This window comes from Sulfurovum aggregans (assembly GCF_055385215.1).
This window is the reverse complement of record NZ_AP042387.1, coordinates 433100-452661: the sequence shown is the minus strand read 5'-3', so window position 1 is coordinate 452661 and position 19562 is coordinate 433100. Positions and strand designations below refer to the sequence as shown.

The following is a 19562-nucleotide window of genomic DNA, read 5'->3' as shown; positions in this document are numbered from 1 at the left end:
CATTTAATAGAGTTAAAACAGGTTTTTGGTCAATGTGGGGGGGAGTAACTGTGAGTAAAAAACAAGTAATACATATATCATATGCTAATTGTCCATCATCAAATAAGTTAAGAGACTTAATTGTTCCATTACTTGAAAAAGATTATAAAATAGAAGAGTATGCGTCAAAAATAAAAAATGACGAAGACTTTAATATAGATGCACTGATGACTGCAATAGGTTCAAGTAAAATAATAATTATAATTATTTCTAAAAAGTATTTGATAAAAAGTCGCTACTGCATAGAAGAAGTAAGAGAGATTATAAGAAGACATGAGGGAGAAGGCTTAGGAAGAAATGTTTTTCCTATAGTTGATGAAGATTTTCAAAAAGAGTTGGGTTCAGAGTTTTTAGCCAATGAAGGAATGTATCATAAACTACAAAAAAAATCTTCTAAATTTATAGAGAAATATTTGGAAACTCATTTAAAAAAAACAGCAGGAACGGCAAGAGTATCTCAATTTGGTACTTGCCTTACTTCAAGTGAGGTTTTTTTATACAATATGTTTGATAAAAGTGGCTGGGTATTTAAGAGTACTGACTATAAAAAACTTGTGAAAAAGATCAAGAAAAATTTTCCTTATAAAACATTAGCGGCGCAGCCTAATATGTTAAAGTGTTTAGATGAAAATTATTTGAAAGCCAATTTAACGCAAGGAGGAGATAATCATTTTAAAAATGACTTTACCTATACGGCTAACAATAAACACTTATTTTTTGAACGAAAAATACAAACAGAGTTATTATCAGGAATGCAGTCGGAAACCAGTAAAAATATTTTGTTACTAACAGGTGAGTCCGGATGTGGAAAGACAACACTTATAAGGCAATGCATAGGAGAACTGTTAAAAGAATCAAACAATCATATATATATCAGTGAGGATGGTATTGATTCTGCTTTTATAGAGAGTCTGGAATATATAGAATCGTCGGAAAAGTCAAATGTGATCGTTATTGTCGAAAAAATAAACTTTAAAGACATTGATAGCCTGGAAAAGTTGTTAAGTATGGTAATCAATGAAAATAAGTTCCATTTACTATTGAGCTCCGATCAGTCTGGAAACAATGATGGGTTCAGTGTTTTTGAAAAATATATAGACTATGCTTATTTTGAAGGATATCAAAAATTTGATATCGGTAACTATTCAGAAGAGCGTGCGCATATTGTAGAGATATATCAAAACAAATTTCCGGAAGCTAAAAATATGCAAGTGTTGCAAAACATGATAACGCAACAAAAGCCAATGGCATTTTTAAGTTCAATCATCTATTTTGATAGTCATTTAAATGATACTATTAAAGTATTACTTAAAGAGAATAAAACAATTTTAGATGAGTATGAACTAAATTTTCTAGATGTTTTATCAGTTGTTTATTTTTTTACGAGAAAGAATAGAAAATTATGGTACAGAGATGTGTTTCTGCCTGAGACCAACATGGCTAAAGCTTTAAATAGATTACGGGAAAAATTTCTTTTAACATATGAAGAAGATACATTTAGCGGGATCTCTCAATTTTACGATGAGGAGATCTTCAATACTGTTTTAGAGACATATTATGGTGGTGATAGTGAAAAAATGTTTGAAAACATTATGAGCACATATATTAAATGTTTTCATAAGATCAATACCATATTCAGTTGTCTGAGAGAGCACAATATTGAGTTTACAAATGTTTTTGAATCATATATTTTTAGAAATTTTGATATTATAGTACACAAGTCAGGTGTTCACGACCTGTTTGACCTAAAGAAACTCATCTTAAACAGTGTTTTATTGGATACAAATGATAAAAAATCTCTCTTGGATACCCTTATTGAACATTTTTATAAGCTAACCATAGAAGATCGAAATGCATTTAAAAAATATAGAAGTTTTTATATTGAAACAAGAAACTACTATTTTAAAGAAGGTTGGAGCTTTGATTATAAAGAATTGGATTTTAATTTATCTAAATATTTTTATACTAATACTGATTCAAGGTTAAGAGAAGTTCATTATTTGAACCTTGACTTATTGATAGAAGATTACTATACCAATAGTAATATTGTAAAGTATCTACTTACCAACAAGTCATTTATTGAAGAAAAAAAGGTAAAAGAAGGTACAAAAGCTGAAATAAGAAAGATCATTAATGAATTGTATCACTCTTTAGATGATTTAGCGCCTATTGAAAATAAAAACTTGATATATCTACTGAGTTTTGATTGTTTTTACTCTAGTCCCTTTCAGATAGAAGATAGGTATGACTTAAATCTGATCTATAAACATATGATGAAAAAGTATAAATTTGATGGTTACTCATTTAGATTTTTATCCAGTATCTTGAAAAATAAAAATCTTCTTAAGATGTCGTATTTCGATATTGACTACTTGATTGAAAATAAATTAAAAGGAGACTTCGCTATATTTGACGTATTAATAAGTGAAAACCTCTTAAAACAAACCGATATATCTAAAATATTAGATTACTTTTTTCGTCATTATGTAGGTAGAACCCCTATATTAATCCTTAAACTTTTTAATTTATACAGTGATGAGAATAAAAAAGAGTTTTCATCTGAGACGGCAGTTAATTTACTGTCCTGGGCTTTCAATGTTGTTTTAAAAGTGATGAACAGCATGAGTCTTCCCCAATTACAAGGGAGAATATTTAGAAGTTCGGTTGTAAGTGTAGCATTGGCTTCGAGAGAGAATATAAGTCTTTATATTAAAGATTACGGTTTAAACTCTTTAGCTGCAAAGTATATTAATATGATGTCAATTATAGATTCGGCAAGAGAAAAAATAAAGCATGAAGGTATAAGTTATGAAAAGTATTTTCCACTATTGAAAACTTCACCTATGGATTTGTATCTCATGCTATATATGGAACATAAAACTTATGTAAATAATAGAACTTTGGCCGAATATGCACAATATTGCTATAGGCAAAAAAAATATGGAGTTAGTTTTCGGTATATTACTACCAGTGAAGCGTATAGAGAGTATCGGAACAGAGCCCTGCTAATATTTAATATTCTATCGAATTTTTATTTGAAGAATCAAGAATATGATTTCCCTAAAAATATCGTTGCAAATATTTTAAAAACAATTGAAAATAAAGATAAACCGATATATACGAACATAATAAAAGAGCTCCTATATTCTGTGATCAATAACAATGAGTTAAATTTAAGAGAAAAATCTATTTTAGATCTGGCCAACTACTATATAGATATCAGAAGATTTTATCTTGCGAAAAAGACCATTCAGACAGCAATGAACAGGAATATGATAAATTATTATAAAAATATAGTGTATGCTCAAAATGTATTAAGTGAAGCCAAATGCAATAGGAGTGAGATTATAGGTATTATGAAAGAAAAATATCAATATGAATTAGGAAAGATATATGTAGGTAGAATTAAAAAGATAGTTGATTTTGGTATATTTATCAGTTTATCAAGTGGTCTTAACGGATTATATAATACAAAAAAACTTTCTCAAGAGGAAAGAGATCGTTTATCCAGTATATATAAAATTGGTAATAATGTAAAAGTTGTAATCTTGTGGCAAAACGGATTGAAATTGGGATTGGATATAATAGAAACAGTAACAATCCCAGAGATTGCAGAAGAAGTTGGTATGTCCACAGAAGATGTATTGGACTTTGCAAAAAACTCTAATCTTGTACTTGGGAACCTTACTCCGAAAAGTTTTCTCAAGGGTGCGCAGGCCAGAGGACTGATCAATAAAATAAGATCAGCATTCAATGATAATGATATAAGTAGAGAGAAAGATATCAGTAGTAATAAGATAGAAACAAAAGAAGTTATTACAAATAAAAAAATATTAATTTCTATGGCATTGTCATTGGAAAATCGTATTTTTGCAAAGATGCTTGAAGGAATGGGATATGCATATGATGTCCTGGAGAAAACAGAAGAGATATATAAAAAAATAGTCACTGAGCAATATGATATACTTCTTACGCATACGACATTATTAACGGAAGAGATACTTTCAAGAAAAGAGTTATTGATTCTTACAGAAGTGTGTGAGATTATTGAAAAGAAAAATTATATAATAGATATTAGAGAAAATAAAAAAAGAGATCAGTAAGTTGATCAGTATAGAATGTGTTTGAAAGAGTTAAGAGAACAGGTCATATCTGACTGGAACTATAATGTACACTCAGTATTTGAGAAAGGTTACCCTTTCTCATAAATAATAGGGTTAGAAGCACTGGAAGCACCACCACTATAGACTTGAAATCCATTGACGTAAACTGTAACAGATGATGACTCAGAAATGAGTGTAGTCATACCATTACTCTTTGTTTTCATTTCTGTACCTCCATATAGCTTTACACGTTGTCCTGAGAGACCTCTGTTCGTTTTTTTGTCGATAACCATAACATTGATAGCATATGCCATTTTTTATCCTTTTTATTGATATGTCAAACTTATAACTTTTGTGGTTTGGATATTTTAGATTTTATTAAAGACAATCAGCTCTTTAATATCATTTTGAAAAAGAACAATACAAATAAGAAACTGAAACCAAGTACTAAAACTTTGATCAGTTTTTTAAACCCTGATGTTGACCAGATATAGACCCAAAACCCTGTCCAGAATCCAGATGAGGATGTAAAAATGCTTATAGGTAAAATCCATATTAAAAGTTTGGCAATGATAATGATAAAAATCACTAAACCTAGAAATTCCATGAGATCTCCTTGAGAATGTGGTACTTACATAGTTGAGGGAGCATCAAAAAGTTTTTCATCAAAATATTTCTTGACGACTTTTAATGATCTTGCACCATATATGCTGTTTTCTGCGTGGTCAATGATCTCTTCGATTTCATCTTCACTTAAATAGTGCTCATCGTCATTGATCGCAAGCATTTTTTGATACTTTTTAATTGGGGAGTGTTTGCTTTCAAGTAAGATTGATCGGTAGTCTTCTCTCTGAAGCTTATTGAGAACTACTATGTCACTTATACGGCCTAGCAACTCTTTAGGTAATCCAGTCTTCTCAATATCACTGATAGAGATAGGTTTATTATCAAGATCTTCTTTAATAAAACCACTTTGTGAGTTTTTGTCATCAATAAGTGTTTGAAATGAACCGGCAAAGATAAAGAGCATTTTATCTGTAGAAATAGAGTTTATTTTTGCAAACTCTTTTTCCTCACTATGTGATGATCTATCGATAGGAATATCTCTACCCTCTACAAGGTGCAGAAGTTGGAAAAGTATGGAGTGACCATCATGATGTGCCAGTAGTTTGTCTACTTCATCCAGGATAATAATTGCAGTTTCAGTATCTTTTACATTATAGTTTGTTTTTCTAAGAAGATCTTTTATAATATCGCCAATACTGTATCCTTTAATACCTGCAGAGACCATAGAACTACAGTCAACATGCAGATAGGGAAGCCCGATGATATCACAGCCGGTTTTCAGCAGGAAAGATTTTCCTGAACCTGTAGTACCACTGACTAAGATAGGCTCAAGTGAAGGCATCAATTCTTCCTTTTCATAGAAAAACTTGACCTTATGTTGATAATAGAGTTGTGTTGCGATCGTTTGTACAGCAAGGCTTTGGCCTTTGATAGACTCTTCCATAGCCTTTTTGATAGACTTTGGGCTGAGATGTTTATGTTTATCCAATATGACTTTTGGGTTTTCTTCGGTACCTATATAGTAGGAGAGATTTGGTTCAATTTCATCCCACTCTTTTTCAACTTTTTTAATTAGTTGCTCTACATCATTTCTGTGTTCAAGAAATAGCTCATTAAACTTTGAAGATTCTTCTTTAAATGTATGTATTAACTCAGTTATTTGGAAAATAGATAATTGAGGTACTGCAGTCAAAACCTTGATCTTTTCATCTTTATTTAGGGAGGATGAGCTTACTAGAAGTTTCTCAAACAGCATTTTTTGATCTTCTGAAACAGAAGCATTTTTTAAAAGTCCATAATAGGGTCTATTTGTTCTGATAGTACCCCATTGATCGATATCATAAGAGATCTTATCCATCCATAGATCTTTATAGGGGTTTTGTCTTATAAGTTTCTGTTTTTTGATTTTAGTTTCATTTAACGCTGCAATTGTAAAAGAACGTGGGGGTACAGGAAGATCGATCTGTTTTACTATATCATTGACCTGCATAAAGGTTTGATATTCCAACTCAAATCTTTGACAGAGCTTTCGTTTTGAACTTTCAGAAAGCTTTGACCATACTTTTTTGTCAAACTTTTTTAGCCAGTTAGAGGTAGCGTTTTCTTTTGGATTTGGATTTGTTTGTGACATTGGTTACTCCTTATTGGTTGTTTCATAAAGGAGTTTACATCCTTTAAAATGGATATTTTGGATAAGATTGATGGGTTGTGAATTGACTCCATAATACTAGAGACATGCATCCCCTTACTCATATGCCTTACAACTTATCATCTAAAAAATCCAAAATAGTTATGTGATATTTCCTTATCAAAATATAAGGAGTTTTACATGTTGAACGTTAAAAAGTTTGCAAGACGTGTAGCAGCAGTTGATGAGAATTTACTAGATGAGTGCCCTGAGTCAGATAAGATATGGGCAAATCATATAGGGTATGCCCTTTCTCTTACGTTTGTGGTTTTATTTGGGGTTGTTTTTTATTCCATGACTTATATAGATGGAGCTCAAATTCTTTTTGACCCACAATCCAGCTCAGTTAAGTTTGAAAGTCATCCATTTTCATATGTGGACTATTTAAAATATGCATTGATTGCTTTTATTATTGCTCTGGTCATATTTTTATTTGATAGAGCTTTTTATCAGTCAGACTGGTTTCTGCATGCTCCTTATGGTGAAGAGAGTACGATATGGGAGAAAAGTAAAAATATTTTCTCTAAGTTCTTTAGAATTACTGTTAGACTGGTGATCTCACTTTCTTTGGCATATGCTCTTTCGATCTTCCTGGAGCTAAAGTTTTATGAGTCAGAATTACTTTCTGCTATGCAAAAAAAACATCTTAATGAAAATAAAGAACACTATGATGCATTAACAAAATATGCTGATACATTGGATGCAGAAGAGGAAGAACTCAAAAAAGAGGAAATTAAGTTATTGGAACAGATCCAAAATATCAATAGTGGAGTATTCTCCTGGGCAAAGGATAAGGTAGTAAATGGATTTAAAAGTGAAAAGAAAGAGTATGCAGAGAAAATAAAATCTAATATTTTAGTGCTTGAAAAAGAACTAGAGCAAAAAATAGCAAACTTAAAGCTTGATAGAACGCCTATTGAGGAACAAATGAAAAGACTTTTAAGTGAATATAATGAGATGGGTCTTCTTTATCAAGCAGAAGTTGGAGGAGTTAAGGAGATAAAAATTGGAGATAAGATGATTAAGGCAACAGGGATTCAAAAAGAAGGAAAAATAGCCAAAATGTATAAAAAACGCAAGGAACAGTTGAAAAAAGGGATAGATATCGAAGAGAAAAAACTATATGAGGTAAACTCTATGATAAAGACTATCAGGCAGAAGCATGATCAACAAATTCAAACCTTGGAAAAAGATATGATTCAACAAATAGATAGTATAAATAAGGCTGAAAAGGAGTATAAGCAAAAAGTTGAAGAGAATTTTCAGGCAAATGCTGAATCTATTAAGGAACGACTAAAAAACACTCTTCAAAGAGTACAGAAAAGATTAGAAGATCTATTGTTAAATAAGGAACAATATGTCAAAAAATACTATCAAGAGGTTATGCAAAGTCCTGAGTTTATCCCTTTTAGAGATGGAATGATGAGTCGTTTTATTGCGTTTAAAGAGCTTTCTAAAGATCCAGTTTATGGAGACGAAATTTCATTCTTTTCCTGGATTGTAAAGGGATTTTTGATCTTTTTAGAGGTGATCCCAGTTATTAGTAAAATGCTATTTGGCCCTCCCACTGTTTATGCAACAAAACTTCAAATGCGTGCAAAAAGAGTCACAGAAAATTTTCTTGAAAATAAAGGTGCAACTATTAATAATTTGCAAGAAGAAATTGAGATTGAAAAAAAGAAAAGAGAGCTAATAGAAGCAAGGTGGCAAACAAGACTGAAAGCATCATCCCATCATGTACGTGATGATGAACTTGATGATATGCTGAAGCAGTCTGTAAATGCTTATGCATCACAACAAATAGCTTAGGAACTGGTACAACGTATCATTCCCTCTAGAGGTTATTGCATGATAATTAATGATAGATGATGCAATATTATTAAGAATCCAATATAATAATTAAGAAGAAAGGAACAATAATGAAACCAAAGTTTTATGTAGGAATCTCAGGTCATAGAAATCTGAAAACATCAAAGATAGCTGAATATCAAAAAAAGCTGAAAGAAAAATTACAAAGTATAGTGGATAAAAATCCTGATAAAGAGGTAATAGTTTTATCACCATTAGCTGATGGTGCAGATAGACTTATGGTATATGCTGCTAAAGAACTTGGACTTCGCTATGAAATACTTTTACCTATGCCTATAGAGTATTATGTATGGGATTTTGACGATGAGTCATTTGATGAGTTTTATAACCTGTTTATTGGGGCTAGAAGTTCGAATGCGGTAGAGTTATGTCAGGGTAACACTTATGGATCAATTGCAGAATATGGCGATGAACGAGATTGTCAGTATCAAAAGGTGGGTCGTGAGATCGTTGATAAAAGTGACTTAATGATCTTTTTATGGGATCAGAAAGCAAATGATCTAGTAGGTGGAACATCAGATATATTTAATTATACAAGAAATGAGAAAAAAAGTTTTAATGAAGTAGAATGTGAACGAGAATAATTTTAAAAGGGGTGGGTAATGGGCTATATTGATGACAATGAGGCAATGAGAGATCAGGAGACTGTAACACATCTTGAGAAGTTCAATATAATGAGGGCAAAGTATCCTCATTTGTATATGCATTATAAAATATTCGCTCACATACTTGATATGGGTAAAGGTATATCTAAACTTGAGAACCGTGATCTTCTAATAGAGTTTGTTCATTCTAAAAAAAATCCTAAGAGTGATAAAGAGTATCGAGATGCTTTAGCAGTACATTTTGAAATTTTGATTAAAGACAAAGTTAAAAGCATTGCTGTGAGTGCTTTGAAAGAAGCTAAAGAGGGTAAAGAAATAGATCATAAAGAAATCCTGGGGCAAATGCAACAAGAGGGTTTGAGTGTTGCAAAGAGATCATTAAAATTTTTTTTGATAGAAGAGTTTAAAGAGAAAGAGGGACAGAAAGAGAGAATTAGTGTACTTGTTGAAAAGTATGAACCAAATCTGAAAGTATTAGTAGGGGATATTATAAACAATGGTACCAAGGCAGTTCATAATTGGCAAAATACCAAAAAAAGTATAAAAAGAGGTCGTATACAGCAAGAGAGTATCCGTCGAAAAATTAGTGATATCTTTGATCTTAATTATGATGTTTGGATGAAATCATGCAATAGTGTACAGGATTTTGAAAAAATTGTTGATCAGTATAAAAAACCCACTAAAAACAATGATCCATTGGATGATCTAGTGATTGGAGATATAGATCGTATGCCTGTTGCTGAAGAGGATGAACTATATTTTCTGTTACAGAGTTTACCGATTGAAGTCCCAGGAGATATTGAAAGTTTTTCTCCTGAATTTTTATTCAAATTGGTAGAATATTTAAAAATAAATAGTCAGATAGACGATGCATTGTATGTCATCGATATTTTGCTGAAGTCTAGAGAACCGTTTAAGTATAAATACAAAAATACGATTATGCATCATAAAGCTATATTCCTATCTCACGATAGTATCAAAAACTGGGACGATGCCATAGATATTTTGCTTGATCTGTATAGTGCTTCGAGATATCATTTCCATGAACCAGAGATTGTTACGTTGTTGGCGTCAAACTATAAACGAAAAGCACTCTATAATACTCAGGGGGACTTTAATAAACCTGAAGATGTCAATTTGGATCTATTGGCAAAATCTCTTTCACTTTATTATGAAGCCTATGAGTTAAAAGAAAACCAGGAGAAGTATTATGATGCTGTCAACATAGCTTACCTCACATTGATATTACATAATCTAGAAGAAGAAACCGAAGACAAAAAGTCATTTAGTGAAATAAAACAAGAAGTATCACAACTACATCATGACCTTCAGAAAGTTTGGCAAATAGATGAGAATGATTGGTGGCAAATAGCTTCATCGATAGAGTTTTATTTATTACAAGGTAATAGTCTTGGAGTAGAGTTGGAATATGATAAAGCACCACAACCTGAGCCATTTGAAGCAGATGCCACCCTAAGGCAACTGATGCTCTATATGCACTTTTGTCCAAATGATACGCAAGTTAATGAATTTTTGAACTTCTTTCAATCACAGGTTTCTGCCCAATAAAGTCTTAATACTTTATTGGACTCCTTTTGCTATTTCAACTATTTCCTCTCCATTTTAATCAAACAAAACTTTCCATCCAAAACATCCAAAAACCATTCGCCATACTTATCTTGTTAAAGCAAAAGGTGTCAAGTTAGATAATAATTGACCTGGGCTTTCGAGAATAGCCTTTAGCCGGTCCATTTTATCCAAAATGATAATGTTAGTTTTTGAATGTAGAAGTCTTAATAGCTCTACAAAATAAAATAGTCCAAAGGAGTAAACTATGGGACCAAAAGTAGGAATGCCAGAAGGCAATTATGAAGAAAAAACGATTTGTTGTTTGGTGCTTGATGATTCATGGTCAATGAATGGAGAACCAATTAGGCAGCTTAATAAAGCATTGCAGGAATTTTATGATGATATCCAGGATGACGTAAGGTTGTCCAGTGGACTAGAAATTGCTATCGTAAAGTTTGGTGAAGAGGCTGAAGTTATTCAAGAGCCTTCATTAGTATCAAATATCAGTATGCCTACACTACATGCAAATGATGGTGGGACTGCCCTTAATGCAGGAGTGAGAGAGGCCATTCGTTTAGTAGAAGAAAGAAAAAATGAGTATAGGCAAACTAATCAGTCTTATAAAAGACCATGGATTGTACCTATATCAGATGGTGCACCGACAGATGGGAATGTAGATGCTTTGGTGCAGGAGATCGAGGAAGATACGAAACAAGAAAAGTATGTTTTGCTTCCAATCGGTGTGGATGGAGCAAATATGAATATTCTTAATAGAATTGCAGGTTATGTGAAGACCAAGGAAGGTATTGAAGAAAAGATGAGTGCTTTGGCTATGGAGAGTTCGAAATTCAGTGAGTTTTTTGAGTGGCTTAATCAATCAATGAGTATGGTACATAATAGTCAAGATGGAGCACAGTTGAGCCTTCCTGCGCCTACCTGGATGAAAGGTTTTGTAGCCTAAGTGGAATAATCGGCAGCCATTATCTAACTTTGATAGTGGCTGTCTAGGTATAAAAGTTATAAAAAGGATATAGAAATGTTAAGTGAAAACCATTTTTATGAAGTTACTATTTTAACAGTAAGTGTCGTAACAGCATTAAGTTCAATGCTGCTTTTTTTTATTATTCAAGTACATAAGAGTGAAAATATGATGAAAGAAAGCAAGTCAATAAAAAAGAAGTTGGATGATAAGTGGTTGGTATTGGCTGATTCTGTTGTGGGGAAAGACCATGTAACAAAAGAGCCACCTCTTCCTTGTCAGGATAGCCATTATGTTGAGCAAATTGATGATCTTTGGGGTATAGCCATAGTCTCAGATGGACTAGGGTCAAAACCTTTGTCTCATATAGGCTCTAAGTTCGTTTCAAGAAAGGTGGGTGAGTACCTTAAAGACTATATATTGGATAATCAATGGAATGAAACAGAAATGCTTCCAACCCAGGCAGAGTGGAATAAAGTCTCATATGATGTGCTTTACCGTACTCATTTGGCTCTTAAAGAATATGCCTTATCTCATGAGTATAGTATGAATGACCTTGCTTGTACAGTGATTGCAGTGATTTATTCTCCTATTGGGTTGTTAGTTACACATGTGGGGGATGGTAGAGCAGGGTATTGTACCCTTAATGGTGAATGGAAATCCATGATGCATCCGATCAATGGTGAGACACAAAGTCATGTAATGCCGATAAGTGCATCATTTTGGGATAACCTGGAATTAGTAGGTAGGTATGTAGAGTGTAGAGTGGTCAATGAAAGGGTTGAAGCTTTTACTCTTATGAGTGATGGTTGTGAAAACTTCTGCTACTTAACTTCCAGGTGGGACGATAAACAAGAAAAGGTTATTGAGGTGAATTTGCCGTATAAACTTTTTTTTGATCCTGTGGTTGACTATTTTGTGGATCAATCAAAAAGTTTATCAAGGGAAGATCTTGATAAGGCATGGGACTCGTTTTTAACTGATGGTGAAGAGAAAATAGCCAATGAGGCAGATGATAAGACATTGATCATTGGAATTTTGTTACAGGAGGTTGATGATGAACATCAAAACAGTAAAGCTTAGTAACGGAGAAACACTTACATTAAATAATAGTGCTATATTGGGTAAAGGGGCTGAGGGGATTGTATACCATATCAAAAAGCCGGCAAAATATGCAAAAGCGTATTGTATCAAGTTGTATCGTAGTGAAACGAAAGCAGAATCAATGGAGTCAAAGATCATTTATATGAGCAAAAATAAGCCAGCAACTAACTCCTTTGTGAATTTGTGTTGGCCGGAGCAAGCAGTTTATTATTGTAACAAGTTTAAAGGTTATCTTATGCCTTTGGCATTTGAAAACAGTCGCAACTTGCTTGAAATAAAACCTTTGAACTTCAAAGATCGTCCACAGTTACCTCAAGTATTTAAAGATAAGTTTGATCTTCAAAGTGAAAGAGGAATAGTTGGTAGATTGAAGTTATGTACAAACTTGGCCGCAACATTTTACATGCTCCATCAGACACAAAAGTATATTGTTGTAGATATGAAACCAGATAATGTACTGATTACAGCTGATGCAAAAGTTTCCGTTGTGGATTGTGATAGTTTTCAAGTTTCTGACAATGGTAAATTGCTGTATGAATCTAATGTTTTCACACCGGAGTATACACCACCTGAATTTTATCATAAGAGTTCAATTAGAAAGAAAGAAGTTTATTGGGATAATTTTTCATTTGCGGTCATCATGTATGAGCTACTCTTTGGAGTACATCCGTTTAATGCAACATATATGCAGCCATATGATAAAGAAAAAGATATTGTAAGTAAGATAAAAGCTGGTCTGTTTGTTCACGGAAGTAAAAAACGTTATTTGTCCGGGCTTGATAATAGGCACCCTCATACTAAGTTTTGTAAGTTGCCTTTTATGCTACAGAAACTGTTTTTAGATGCATTTGAAGTGGGTCATAACTATCCATCAAAACGTACTTCTTTGGCAGTATTTGGAGAGACCCTTGCACGGTGTGTTGAATCAAGTATTCCTAAAAAAAAAGTTAGCATTGCTTTGTTAAGTAAGCAGGCCACCTTTTTTCAAAAATGGTTTGGTCAACTTAAAAATAAAATAAAATAAATGCTATTAAAAAACCATGGTTTCAAGCAATGTAACTATATGAAAAATGTGTCTATTTTATTATCAATAATACTTTTATCCAAAAAATCCAATTTATTTTTTTTATCATGTATCTATCAATTAAGAAACAAAAATTTCTTGTTGAGAAAAAATATAAAAGCCAAAAGGAGACAAGATGTCAAAGAAAAATGAAGTTAGGTTAAATAGTAATGATGAGTGGGAAGACTTTTATGATGAAGAAGTAAAAGTACAGAATGATCATCCATATATTAATGAGTCGTATATAGAGGAGAATAAAGGTTTTGTTCATTTTGAAAGTATGAAAAACCTGGTTGATACAGAAAATGATCAGAATCAAAAAGAAGTTATCCAAAATAAACAAACCTCTTTAATAGGCCTTATAGAAGATAACAGAGATAATGATAAAGTATCTATAAAAGAGATAAGATTGAAGCACGCATTGAGCATGGAGTTTATCAAAACAAGTGCAGAAGTGCTTAATATGGGAGATGTAGACGAAAATACAATGATGTCACTTGAAGATGCTGAAAAAATTACTGCAGAATGTCATAGGCTTAATAAGGAAAAAGCCAATGCCAATAATCCCACGTATAACAGAGGAAACAATGAGCAAAAGATATTGACAGCAAGAGTAACAATGGCTGATTTGATGGCAGAGTATGATGTAGGGATAGATGTTATTAAAGAGATAGCCTATAAGCTATATATTACAGAGATTTGGAACGAGAAAAGCTATACCAGTGATATAAATATCAAAAGAATAACTGCAGAACTGGAGAAACAAAAAAATAGTACATTGGAGAAGTCTCTCTCTACTGATAATGATTTTAAAAAGCTTTTAGAAGATAACTTCCTGATATTCATTGATACTTCAAGTTTGATGAATACAAATATGCTTGAGTTGATTGATACAACTATTATACCATTGTTGGAAAAAAGTAATAATGTAGTTTATATTGTAGAAAGTGTTGAGTATGAAATATCAAAAAAATTGGAATATCCTGATGATGATGAGACTTATGAAAAAGCACTTATTGCTAGAGGGATCTTAGACAAACTAGGTAAAAAATCTCTTTATAATGAAGCTGTGACAGATTCTGTAACAAAAAAGTTTGCTGATGCAGAATTTATTAGTACCTTTTGTAATCTGAGATTAAAATACAATCTTTGTTTGATCACTAACGATAACAAGAGACAAAAACAGGGTGGGCTTGCAGGAAGTATCATGAGACTGGCAGAAGATCCAAATATAAATGGGATAAAAGAGATCAAGGTGTTTTCAGTGAACAAAAAAGAGGGTAAGCCATGTCTTGTAGAGTTTTCTCTTCATAGGGACTCAAATTTTAAACTGCATGACAATCCTCCACTTAGAGTGAGGTTGTGATCCATATTCACTGTATGCTGTCAAGTTTTTTTCTACACTTGAGAGCATGAAAAAGATTCAACATACTAAGAACAGATTAGAGGATTCTAAATTAATTGAAATATTTGAAAGAGAGTGATAAGAAGATGAAAAATATAAATAGAAAAGTTATTTTAACAATGATCATATGTTTCTTGTTTGGCAGCATACTTTATGCAGAAAGTATATATCCTGAATCAATAGGACAGATACTTGATCGTGTGATGATAATTTCATCAAGCATAGGAAAAAGCAAACTGATTAAAAGAGGTTTGGTTCTTGGCCGTGTTGACAGGAAGCTCATATTCCAGCTAAATGAATGTGGGGAGAATGTGGACCCTTTGACTTTGGCAGATTTAAATAAAGGTATAAAAGATGACTAGAAATAATAAATTACTCATTCTTTTCTCTCTTTTGGTAATACTTGGGAGTGTTATAGTTTTTCTACTCTCTCCAGAATTGGCACAGAGGCTACATTATGATAATCCATTACACTATTTTATCCAGCATATGATCATGGTAGCAGTAGGAATAGGTGTACTGTTTTTCATGAGCAAGCTTGAGAATCCAAAATGGTTTGATTGGACAGGGGCAGTCATGCTTGTTACCTCTTTATTGATGGTTACTTTAATGCTACTTGGACCAGACTCTTTTTCACTATTTGTCAATGGAAGAAGTATTGCACTCAAGATTGGAAAGGTATCTATTGACCCGATGTTATTATTTATTATTGGAGCACTATGGTTAATAGACTTTGTAGATAGGTATTATACACGCTATTTAAAAAATATTCTATGGGGTATAGGTTTTGTATGGGCACTGACCTTGTTGTTGACGACTATGTTCGATATGCCTATGATGATACTCTTTGGTTTGACACTGCTTGGGGGGAGTGTTAGAAATTTCGTGTCAGTCTGATAAAATACTATCAAGGACTGACAATGAAAGAAGAATACAAATTTGATTTTGATGAGATACTCGATGAATTTAGAAGTGGAAAGAAGCTTACTGGCAAAGGTGGGCTTCTTGCTCCACTTATCAAACAACTCACAGAGGCTGCACTTGAAGCAGAAATAGAATCCCATATTGCAGATGATGTACTTTCAGGAAGAAAGAATAGGCGCAATGGATCTAACAGAAAGACAATAAAAGGCACCAGTGATGGTACCTTTGAACTTGAAACTCCAAGAGACCGTAATGGTACATTCGAACCTCAAATTGTTAAAAAACACCAAACAAGTATCAGTAATGAAATAGAAGAGAAGATCCTCTCTATGTACGGCTTAGGAATGAGTTACAGAGACATCTCTTCTCATATTGAAGAGATATATCAAGTCTCCATTTCTACAGCCACAATAAGCCTTGTAACAGACAAGATCATCTCCAAGGTCAAAGAGTGGCAGGCAAGACCACTAGAGGCTATGTATCCCTTCGTATGGCTTGATGCCATACACTACAAGATTAAAGAAGATGGAAGATATGTATCCAAAGCTGTTTATACTATACTGGGAGTAAACCTTGAAGGCAGAAAAGAAGTACTGGGTCTTTATATCTCTGAGAATGAAGGAGCTAATTTCTGGCTACAGGTACTCACTGATCTGCAGAACCGTGGTGTAGAAGATATACTTATTGCATCAGTGGATGGTTTGTCTGGTTTCCCTCAAGCCATTAACAGTATATTCCCTCAAACAGAAGTACAGCTGTGTATCGTACATCAGATAAGAAACTCACTAAAATATGTTGCTTCAAAAAACCAAAAAGAATTTATGAAAGATTTGAAGCTTGTATACAAAGCTATCTCAAAAGAAGTAGCTGAAGAAGCCCTGGATAGACTAGAGGAAAAATGGGGTGCTATGTATCCTATTGTTATCCAGTCCTGGCGAAGTAAGTGGGAGAACCTCTCTTATTATTTCAAGTATCCTAAAGAGATCAGAAAGATTATCTATACGACTAATATTATTGAATCAGTACATCGCCAGTTTAGAAAACTGACCAAAACCAAGGGTGCTTTTCCTAATGAAAACAGCCTAATGAAATTACTCTATATGGGTATATTGAATGCATCTAAAAAATGGACTATGCCAGTCTGGAATTGGTCGCTGACCATTTCTCAACTGGCTATCTTCTTTGAAGGGAGATTAGATAAATATCTAGAGGTGTAACTTATGTTACTATTTTGGACTGACACGGAATTCTAAACGATCTCTGCTTGGGATCATACTGTATAAAGTGGGATACTCTAAAGTGTTTTTTTTCTTTTTAGGTGGTTTTATGGTGACAATCATTATGTTCATGATCATATCTCCACATAGAATACAACGGATACAACACTGGTTGGAACTTCTCACAGGAGAGAGTTTTCATGCTCCCCTGTCCAGCTTGGAGTTAACCCTCAGTAGATTACATGAGGGAGTGTTTGCATTTGTTTATACTCAATGGGGTGTAGTGGTACTGTCTCTTCTTGTAGGGGGATTTGTATGGCTTATTGTGTTACTTTGGAAGTATAATAGTCTGTTTACAAAAAGTATTGCTATTTTATTGATAGTGGATGTAGTATTTCATCTGGTCTACTTTATGGGTTTTTCACCAATTAACCCTCCTGTACTTTTTGTTGTGGAATATGGTTCTACAGTTACTTTAATTTTTTTTGTAATATTTGGAATGGTGCTGATGAGAGAGAATTATAATAATGTTCATAAAATAAAAAAAAGGAAAATAAAATGTTGAAACTAATTTGTTCAGGTGCAATTTCTGTAGCTTTGTCAACAGGCTTATATGCTCAAAATGGCTCAAACAGTGCACTACAAAAGAGCCAGGTAAAAAAATATGAAGAGATAAACAAAGAAAACCATACAGCACTAATGGAATTTGATGAGTGGCTGATAGTCATCGATAAAAAAGAGGAGTTTGTCAAAGCGTATAATATCTCTCACAATCATAAGTTGGTTCAAAAGCTCAAGTGTATATATGAGCTGAATACTTTGTTTAATGGAGAGATGGAATTTGATGATTTGGAAGAGAAGTGTAGTAAGCAAAAAAATAATATATCCCTTGTTAAAAAGGATATAAATTGCGTTAGTGACTAGAATTGGCGCTATTTTTAATAGTGTAGCAGTTATCCCTATAATATCTGGATGGAAGTATATTGAACTGGATTGGATAAAAAAATAGGCTTAAAGCTTGTTTTTAGGTAATCATGTGGATCTAAATGGATTGTCAGGGATGATAGGTGGTGGGTCCTTGGGGACTCGAACCGCAGCGGGTAACAGTATGGTTTAGCCTTAAAATTACGATGACACCGTGCTTTTAAGGCTTTTTGAAAAATATGAAAAATCAAAATGTCAGTAGATAATGGGCGATTTTTACTGACAATTCCACTGACAGTTTAGAAGATGAAAGAAATGATATAAAAGGGATTATCTATCCCATGCAATATCATATCTCGTACTTCTTCCTCCATGTCCTTCAATTTCCCGTAACACTCCTTTGTCTACTAATTCTTTGATATGACGGGAAGCAGTGACCTGTGTTGTGCCGGTGATACTTCTGTATTTCTTATTGGTCAAACCGCCTTCAAATTTTCCCTCTCCTGCATCTAAAAGCTTATTGAGCACTTTGATCTGTTTTTCATTGAGATGAAGATCCCTGGCTCTGTCCCAGAATTTTGCTTTTTTGACAACGATTTGGATATTCTCCAAAGAGATATGAATGGCACTGTTTATCATATTGGTATGCCAGAGGATCCATGGTGTAAAGTCATAGGCTTGATTATGCAGCAGTTTATTGGTCTTTTCCAAGATCTCATAATAATTCCTTTTGTCATCTATGACCGCAGAGGAGATGGAAAAGTATTTATGGCTGAGCCCCAACTCTTTTGAGAGTACATAATTGGTAATGGCTCTGGCGATTCTACCGTTACCATCATCATACGGGTGGATGATGACAAACCATAGGTGTGCAATGGCACTTTTGATATAGGGATTATCCGTTGAAGTGTTGATATAGTGGAAAAAATGCTCCATCTCTTTATACAGATGTTCCGGTGGAGGTGCTTCATAGTGTGTTTTCTCTTTCAATCCTTGACCGGATACAATAGACATTGCTTCGGTACGGTATGTAGCAACTTGTATTTTGACAAGTCCACTGTAACCGGTAGGGAACAGGGCATTGTGCCATCCGTGTATCCGCTCTTCTGTAAGTGGCTCATGGTTGAAGCTGCTATCTATCAATACATCAACCAAGCCATCTGTATGGCGGGTTGAACGGTCATTGGTATAGTCAAAACTCTCATCAAGTTTTTTCCGTACAGATGAACGCACACTGTCCCTGCTGAGTATTTCACCTTCTATCTCTGAGGATGCCAGAATTTCATTGGTCACTGCATCTATCTGGATAGAAGTGGTATGGTTTTTATCCAGTGTATTGATAGTGCCTTCAAGGACTCCCGTATTGTGTGTCACTTGCCAGAGTGCGGTATCTAATGCTTTATGGTCATATGGAAAACTTGGATAAGACGGATGCTGCCAGATCCACTTCTTTGTCTCTTTCATTGAATACCTCTGATATGAATAACTATTTAATCATATCATAAAA

Annotated in this window: 15 protein-coding genes and 1 pseudogene; 13 read left to right on the top strand and 3 right to left on the bottom strand. The window is 33.5% G+C overall.

Going from position 1 to position 19562, the window contains the following annotated elements; genetic code table 11:
- Window positions 1–50: 50 nt before the first annotated feature.
- Complete coding sequence (locus ACZ48W_RS02120) at window positions 51–4142, top strand: ATP-binding protein (RefSeq protein WP_464829388.1); 4092 nt, start codon at window positions 51–53, stop codon at window positions 4140–4142.
- An 89-nt stretch (window positions 4143–4231) separates the two neighbouring features.
- On the opposite strand, the gene ACZ48W_RS02115 is transcribed toward ACZ48W_RS02120, so the two are convergent.
- A complete protein-coding gene (locus ACZ48W_RS02115; protein ID WP_464829385.1) occupies window positions 4232–4456 on the bottom strand; it encodes a hypothetical protein in 225 nt (74 codons plus the stop codon).
- 317 nt (window positions 4457–4773) lie between these two features.
- Window positions 4774–6339: an AAA family ATPase gene (locus ACZ48W_RS02110; protein WP_464829381.1), complete on the bottom strand. Its 1566-nt coding sequence runs from the start codon at window positions 6337–6339 to the stop codon at window positions 4774–4776.
- 198 nt (window positions 6340–6537) lie between these two features.
- Between ACZ48W_RS02110 and ACZ48W_RS02105 the strand changes: the two genes are divergently transcribed.
- From ACZ48W_RS02105 to ACZ48W_RS02050, 12 genes and pseudogenes are all read left to right on the top strand, one after another.
- The gene (locus tag ACZ48W_RS02105; RefSeq protein ID WP_464829379.1) at window positions 6538–8205 is read left to right on the top strand and encodes a DUF4407 domain-containing protein; all 1668 of its coding nucleotides are present in this window, start codon (window positions 6538–6540) and stop codon (window positions 8203–8205) included.
- A 110-nt stretch (window positions 8206–8315) separates the two neighbouring features.
- A complete protein-coding gene (locus tag ACZ48W_RS02100) occupies window positions 8316–8849 on the top strand; it encodes a hypothetical protein (protein ID WP_464829376.1) in 534 nt (177 codons plus the stop codon).
- 150 nt (window positions 8850–8999) lie between these two features.
- Window positions 9000–10439: a tetratricopeptide repeat-containing protein gene (locus ACZ48W_RS02095; protein WP_464829373.1), complete on the top strand. Its 1440-nt coding sequence runs from the start codon at window positions 9000–9002 to the stop codon at window positions 10437–10439.
- A gap of 265 nt (window positions 10440–10704) precedes the next feature.
- Window positions 10705–11400 carry a vWA domain-containing protein gene (locus ACZ48W_RS02090; protein ID WP_464829371.1) on the top strand — a complete coding sequence of 232 codons (696 nt, stop codon included), beginning with the start codon at window positions 10705–10707 and terminating at the stop codon, window positions 11398–11400.
- Window positions 11401–11475: 75 nt separating this feature from the next.
- A complete protein-coding gene (locus ACZ48W_RS02085) occupies window positions 11476–12501 on the top strand; it encodes a PP2C family serine/threonine-protein phosphatase (protein ID WP_464829366.1) in 1026 nt (341 codons plus the stop codon).
- Entirely contained in the window at window positions 12473–13546 is a 1074-nt protein-coding gene (locus tag ACZ48W_RS02080; RefSeq protein WP_464829363.1) for a protein kinase domain-containing protein, read from the top strand. The genes ACZ48W_RS02085 and ACZ48W_RS02080 overlap by 29 nt, the downstream gene beginning before the upstream one ends.
- 175 nt (window positions 13547–13721) lie before the next feature.
- Complete coding sequence (locus ACZ48W_RS02075; RefSeq protein WP_464829361.1) at window positions 13722–14951, top strand: PIN domain-containing protein; 1230 nt, start codon at window positions 13722–13724, stop codon at window positions 14949–14951.
- Between the two features lie 95 nt (window positions 14952–15046).
- Entirely contained in the window at window positions 15047–15352 is a 306-nt protein-coding gene (locus ACZ48W_RS02070) for a hypothetical protein (RefSeq protein ID WP_464829359.1), read from the top strand.
- The gene (locus ACZ48W_RS02065) at window positions 15345–15887 is read left to right on the top strand and encodes an FtsW/RodA/SpoVE family cell cycle protein (RefSeq protein WP_464829357.1); all 543 of its coding nucleotides are present in this window, start codon (window positions 15345–15347) and stop codon (window positions 15885–15887) included. The genes ACZ48W_RS02070 and ACZ48W_RS02065 overlap by 8 nt, the downstream gene beginning before the upstream one ends.
- Window positions 15888–15891: 4 nt before the next feature.
- A pseudogene (locus ACZ48W_RS02060) lies at window positions 15892–17131 on the top strand (IS256 family transposase).
- 109 nt (window positions 17132–17240) lie between these two features.
- On the top strand, window positions 17241–17696 hold the full coding sequence (locus tag ACZ48W_RS02055) for a hypothetical protein (RefSeq protein ID WP_464829355.1): 456 nt from the start codon (window positions 17241–17243) through the stop codon (window positions 17694–17696).
- A complete protein-coding gene (locus ACZ48W_RS02050) occupies window positions 17690–18055 on the top strand; it encodes a hypothetical protein (RefSeq protein WP_464829353.1) in 366 nt (121 codons plus the stop codon). Before ACZ48W_RS02055 ends, ACZ48W_RS02050 begins: the two co-directional genes overlap by 7 nt.
- 330 nt (window positions 18056–18385) lie before the next feature.
- Here ACZ48W_RS02050 and ACZ48W_RS02045 read toward each other — a convergent pair whose 3' ends face one another.
- On the bottom strand, window positions 18386–19519 hold the full coding sequence (locus ACZ48W_RS02045; protein WP_464829351.1) for a Fic family protein: 1134 nt from the start codon (window positions 19517–19519) through the stop codon (window positions 18386–18388).
- Between the last annotated feature and the right edge of the window lie 43 nt (window positions 19520–19562).

Coding starts and splice junctions, on each gene's coding strand:
- ACZ48W_RS02115 (WP_464829385.1), bottom strand. CDS start 4,456: ATGGCATATGCTATCAATGTTATGGTTATCGACAAAAAAACGAACAGA.
- ACZ48W_RS02110 (WP_464829381.1), bottom strand. CDS start 6,339: ATGTCACAAACAAATCCAAATCCAAAAGAAAACGCTACCTCTAACTGG.
- ACZ48W_RS02105 (WP_464829379.1), top strand. CDS start 6,538: ATGTTGAACGTTAAAAAGTTTGCAAGACGTGTAGCAGCAGTTGATGAG.
- ACZ48W_RS02100 (WP_464829376.1), top strand. CDS start 8,316: ATGAAACCAAAGTTTTATGTAGGAATCTCAGGTCATAGAAATCTGAAA.
- ACZ48W_RS02095 (WP_464829373.1), top strand. CDS start 9,000: ATGGGTAAAGGTATATCTAAACTTGAGAACCGTGATCTTCTAATAGAG.
- ACZ48W_RS02090 (WP_464829371.1), top strand. CDS start 10,705: ATGGGACCAAAAGTAGGAATGCCAGAAGGCAATTATGAAGAAAAAACG.
- ACZ48W_RS02085 (WP_464829366.1), top strand. CDS start 11,476: ATGTTAAGTGAAAACCATTTTTATGAAGTTACTATTTTAACAGTAAGT.
- ACZ48W_RS02080 (WP_464829363.1), top strand. CDS start 12,473: ATGATGAACATCAAAACAGTAAAGCTTAGTAACGGAGAAACACTTACA.
- ACZ48W_RS02075 (WP_464829361.1), top strand. CDS start 13,722: ATGTCAAAGAAAAATGAAGTTAGGTTAAATAGTAATGATGAGTGGGAA.
- ACZ48W_RS02065 (WP_464829357.1), top strand. CDS start 15,345: ATGACTAGAAATAATAAATTACTCATTCTTTTCTCTCTTTTGGTAATA.
- ACZ48W_RS02055 (WP_464829355.1), top strand. CDS start 17,241: ATGGTGACAATCATTATGTTCATGATCATATCTCCACATAGAATACAA.
- ACZ48W_RS02050 (WP_464829353.1), top strand. CDS start 17,690: ATGTTGAAACTAATTTGTTCAGGTGCAATTTCTGTAGCTTTGTCAACA.
- ACZ48W_RS02045 (WP_464829351.1), bottom strand. CDS start 19,519: ATGAAAGAGACAAAGAAGTGGATCTGGCAGCATCCGTCTTATCCAAGT.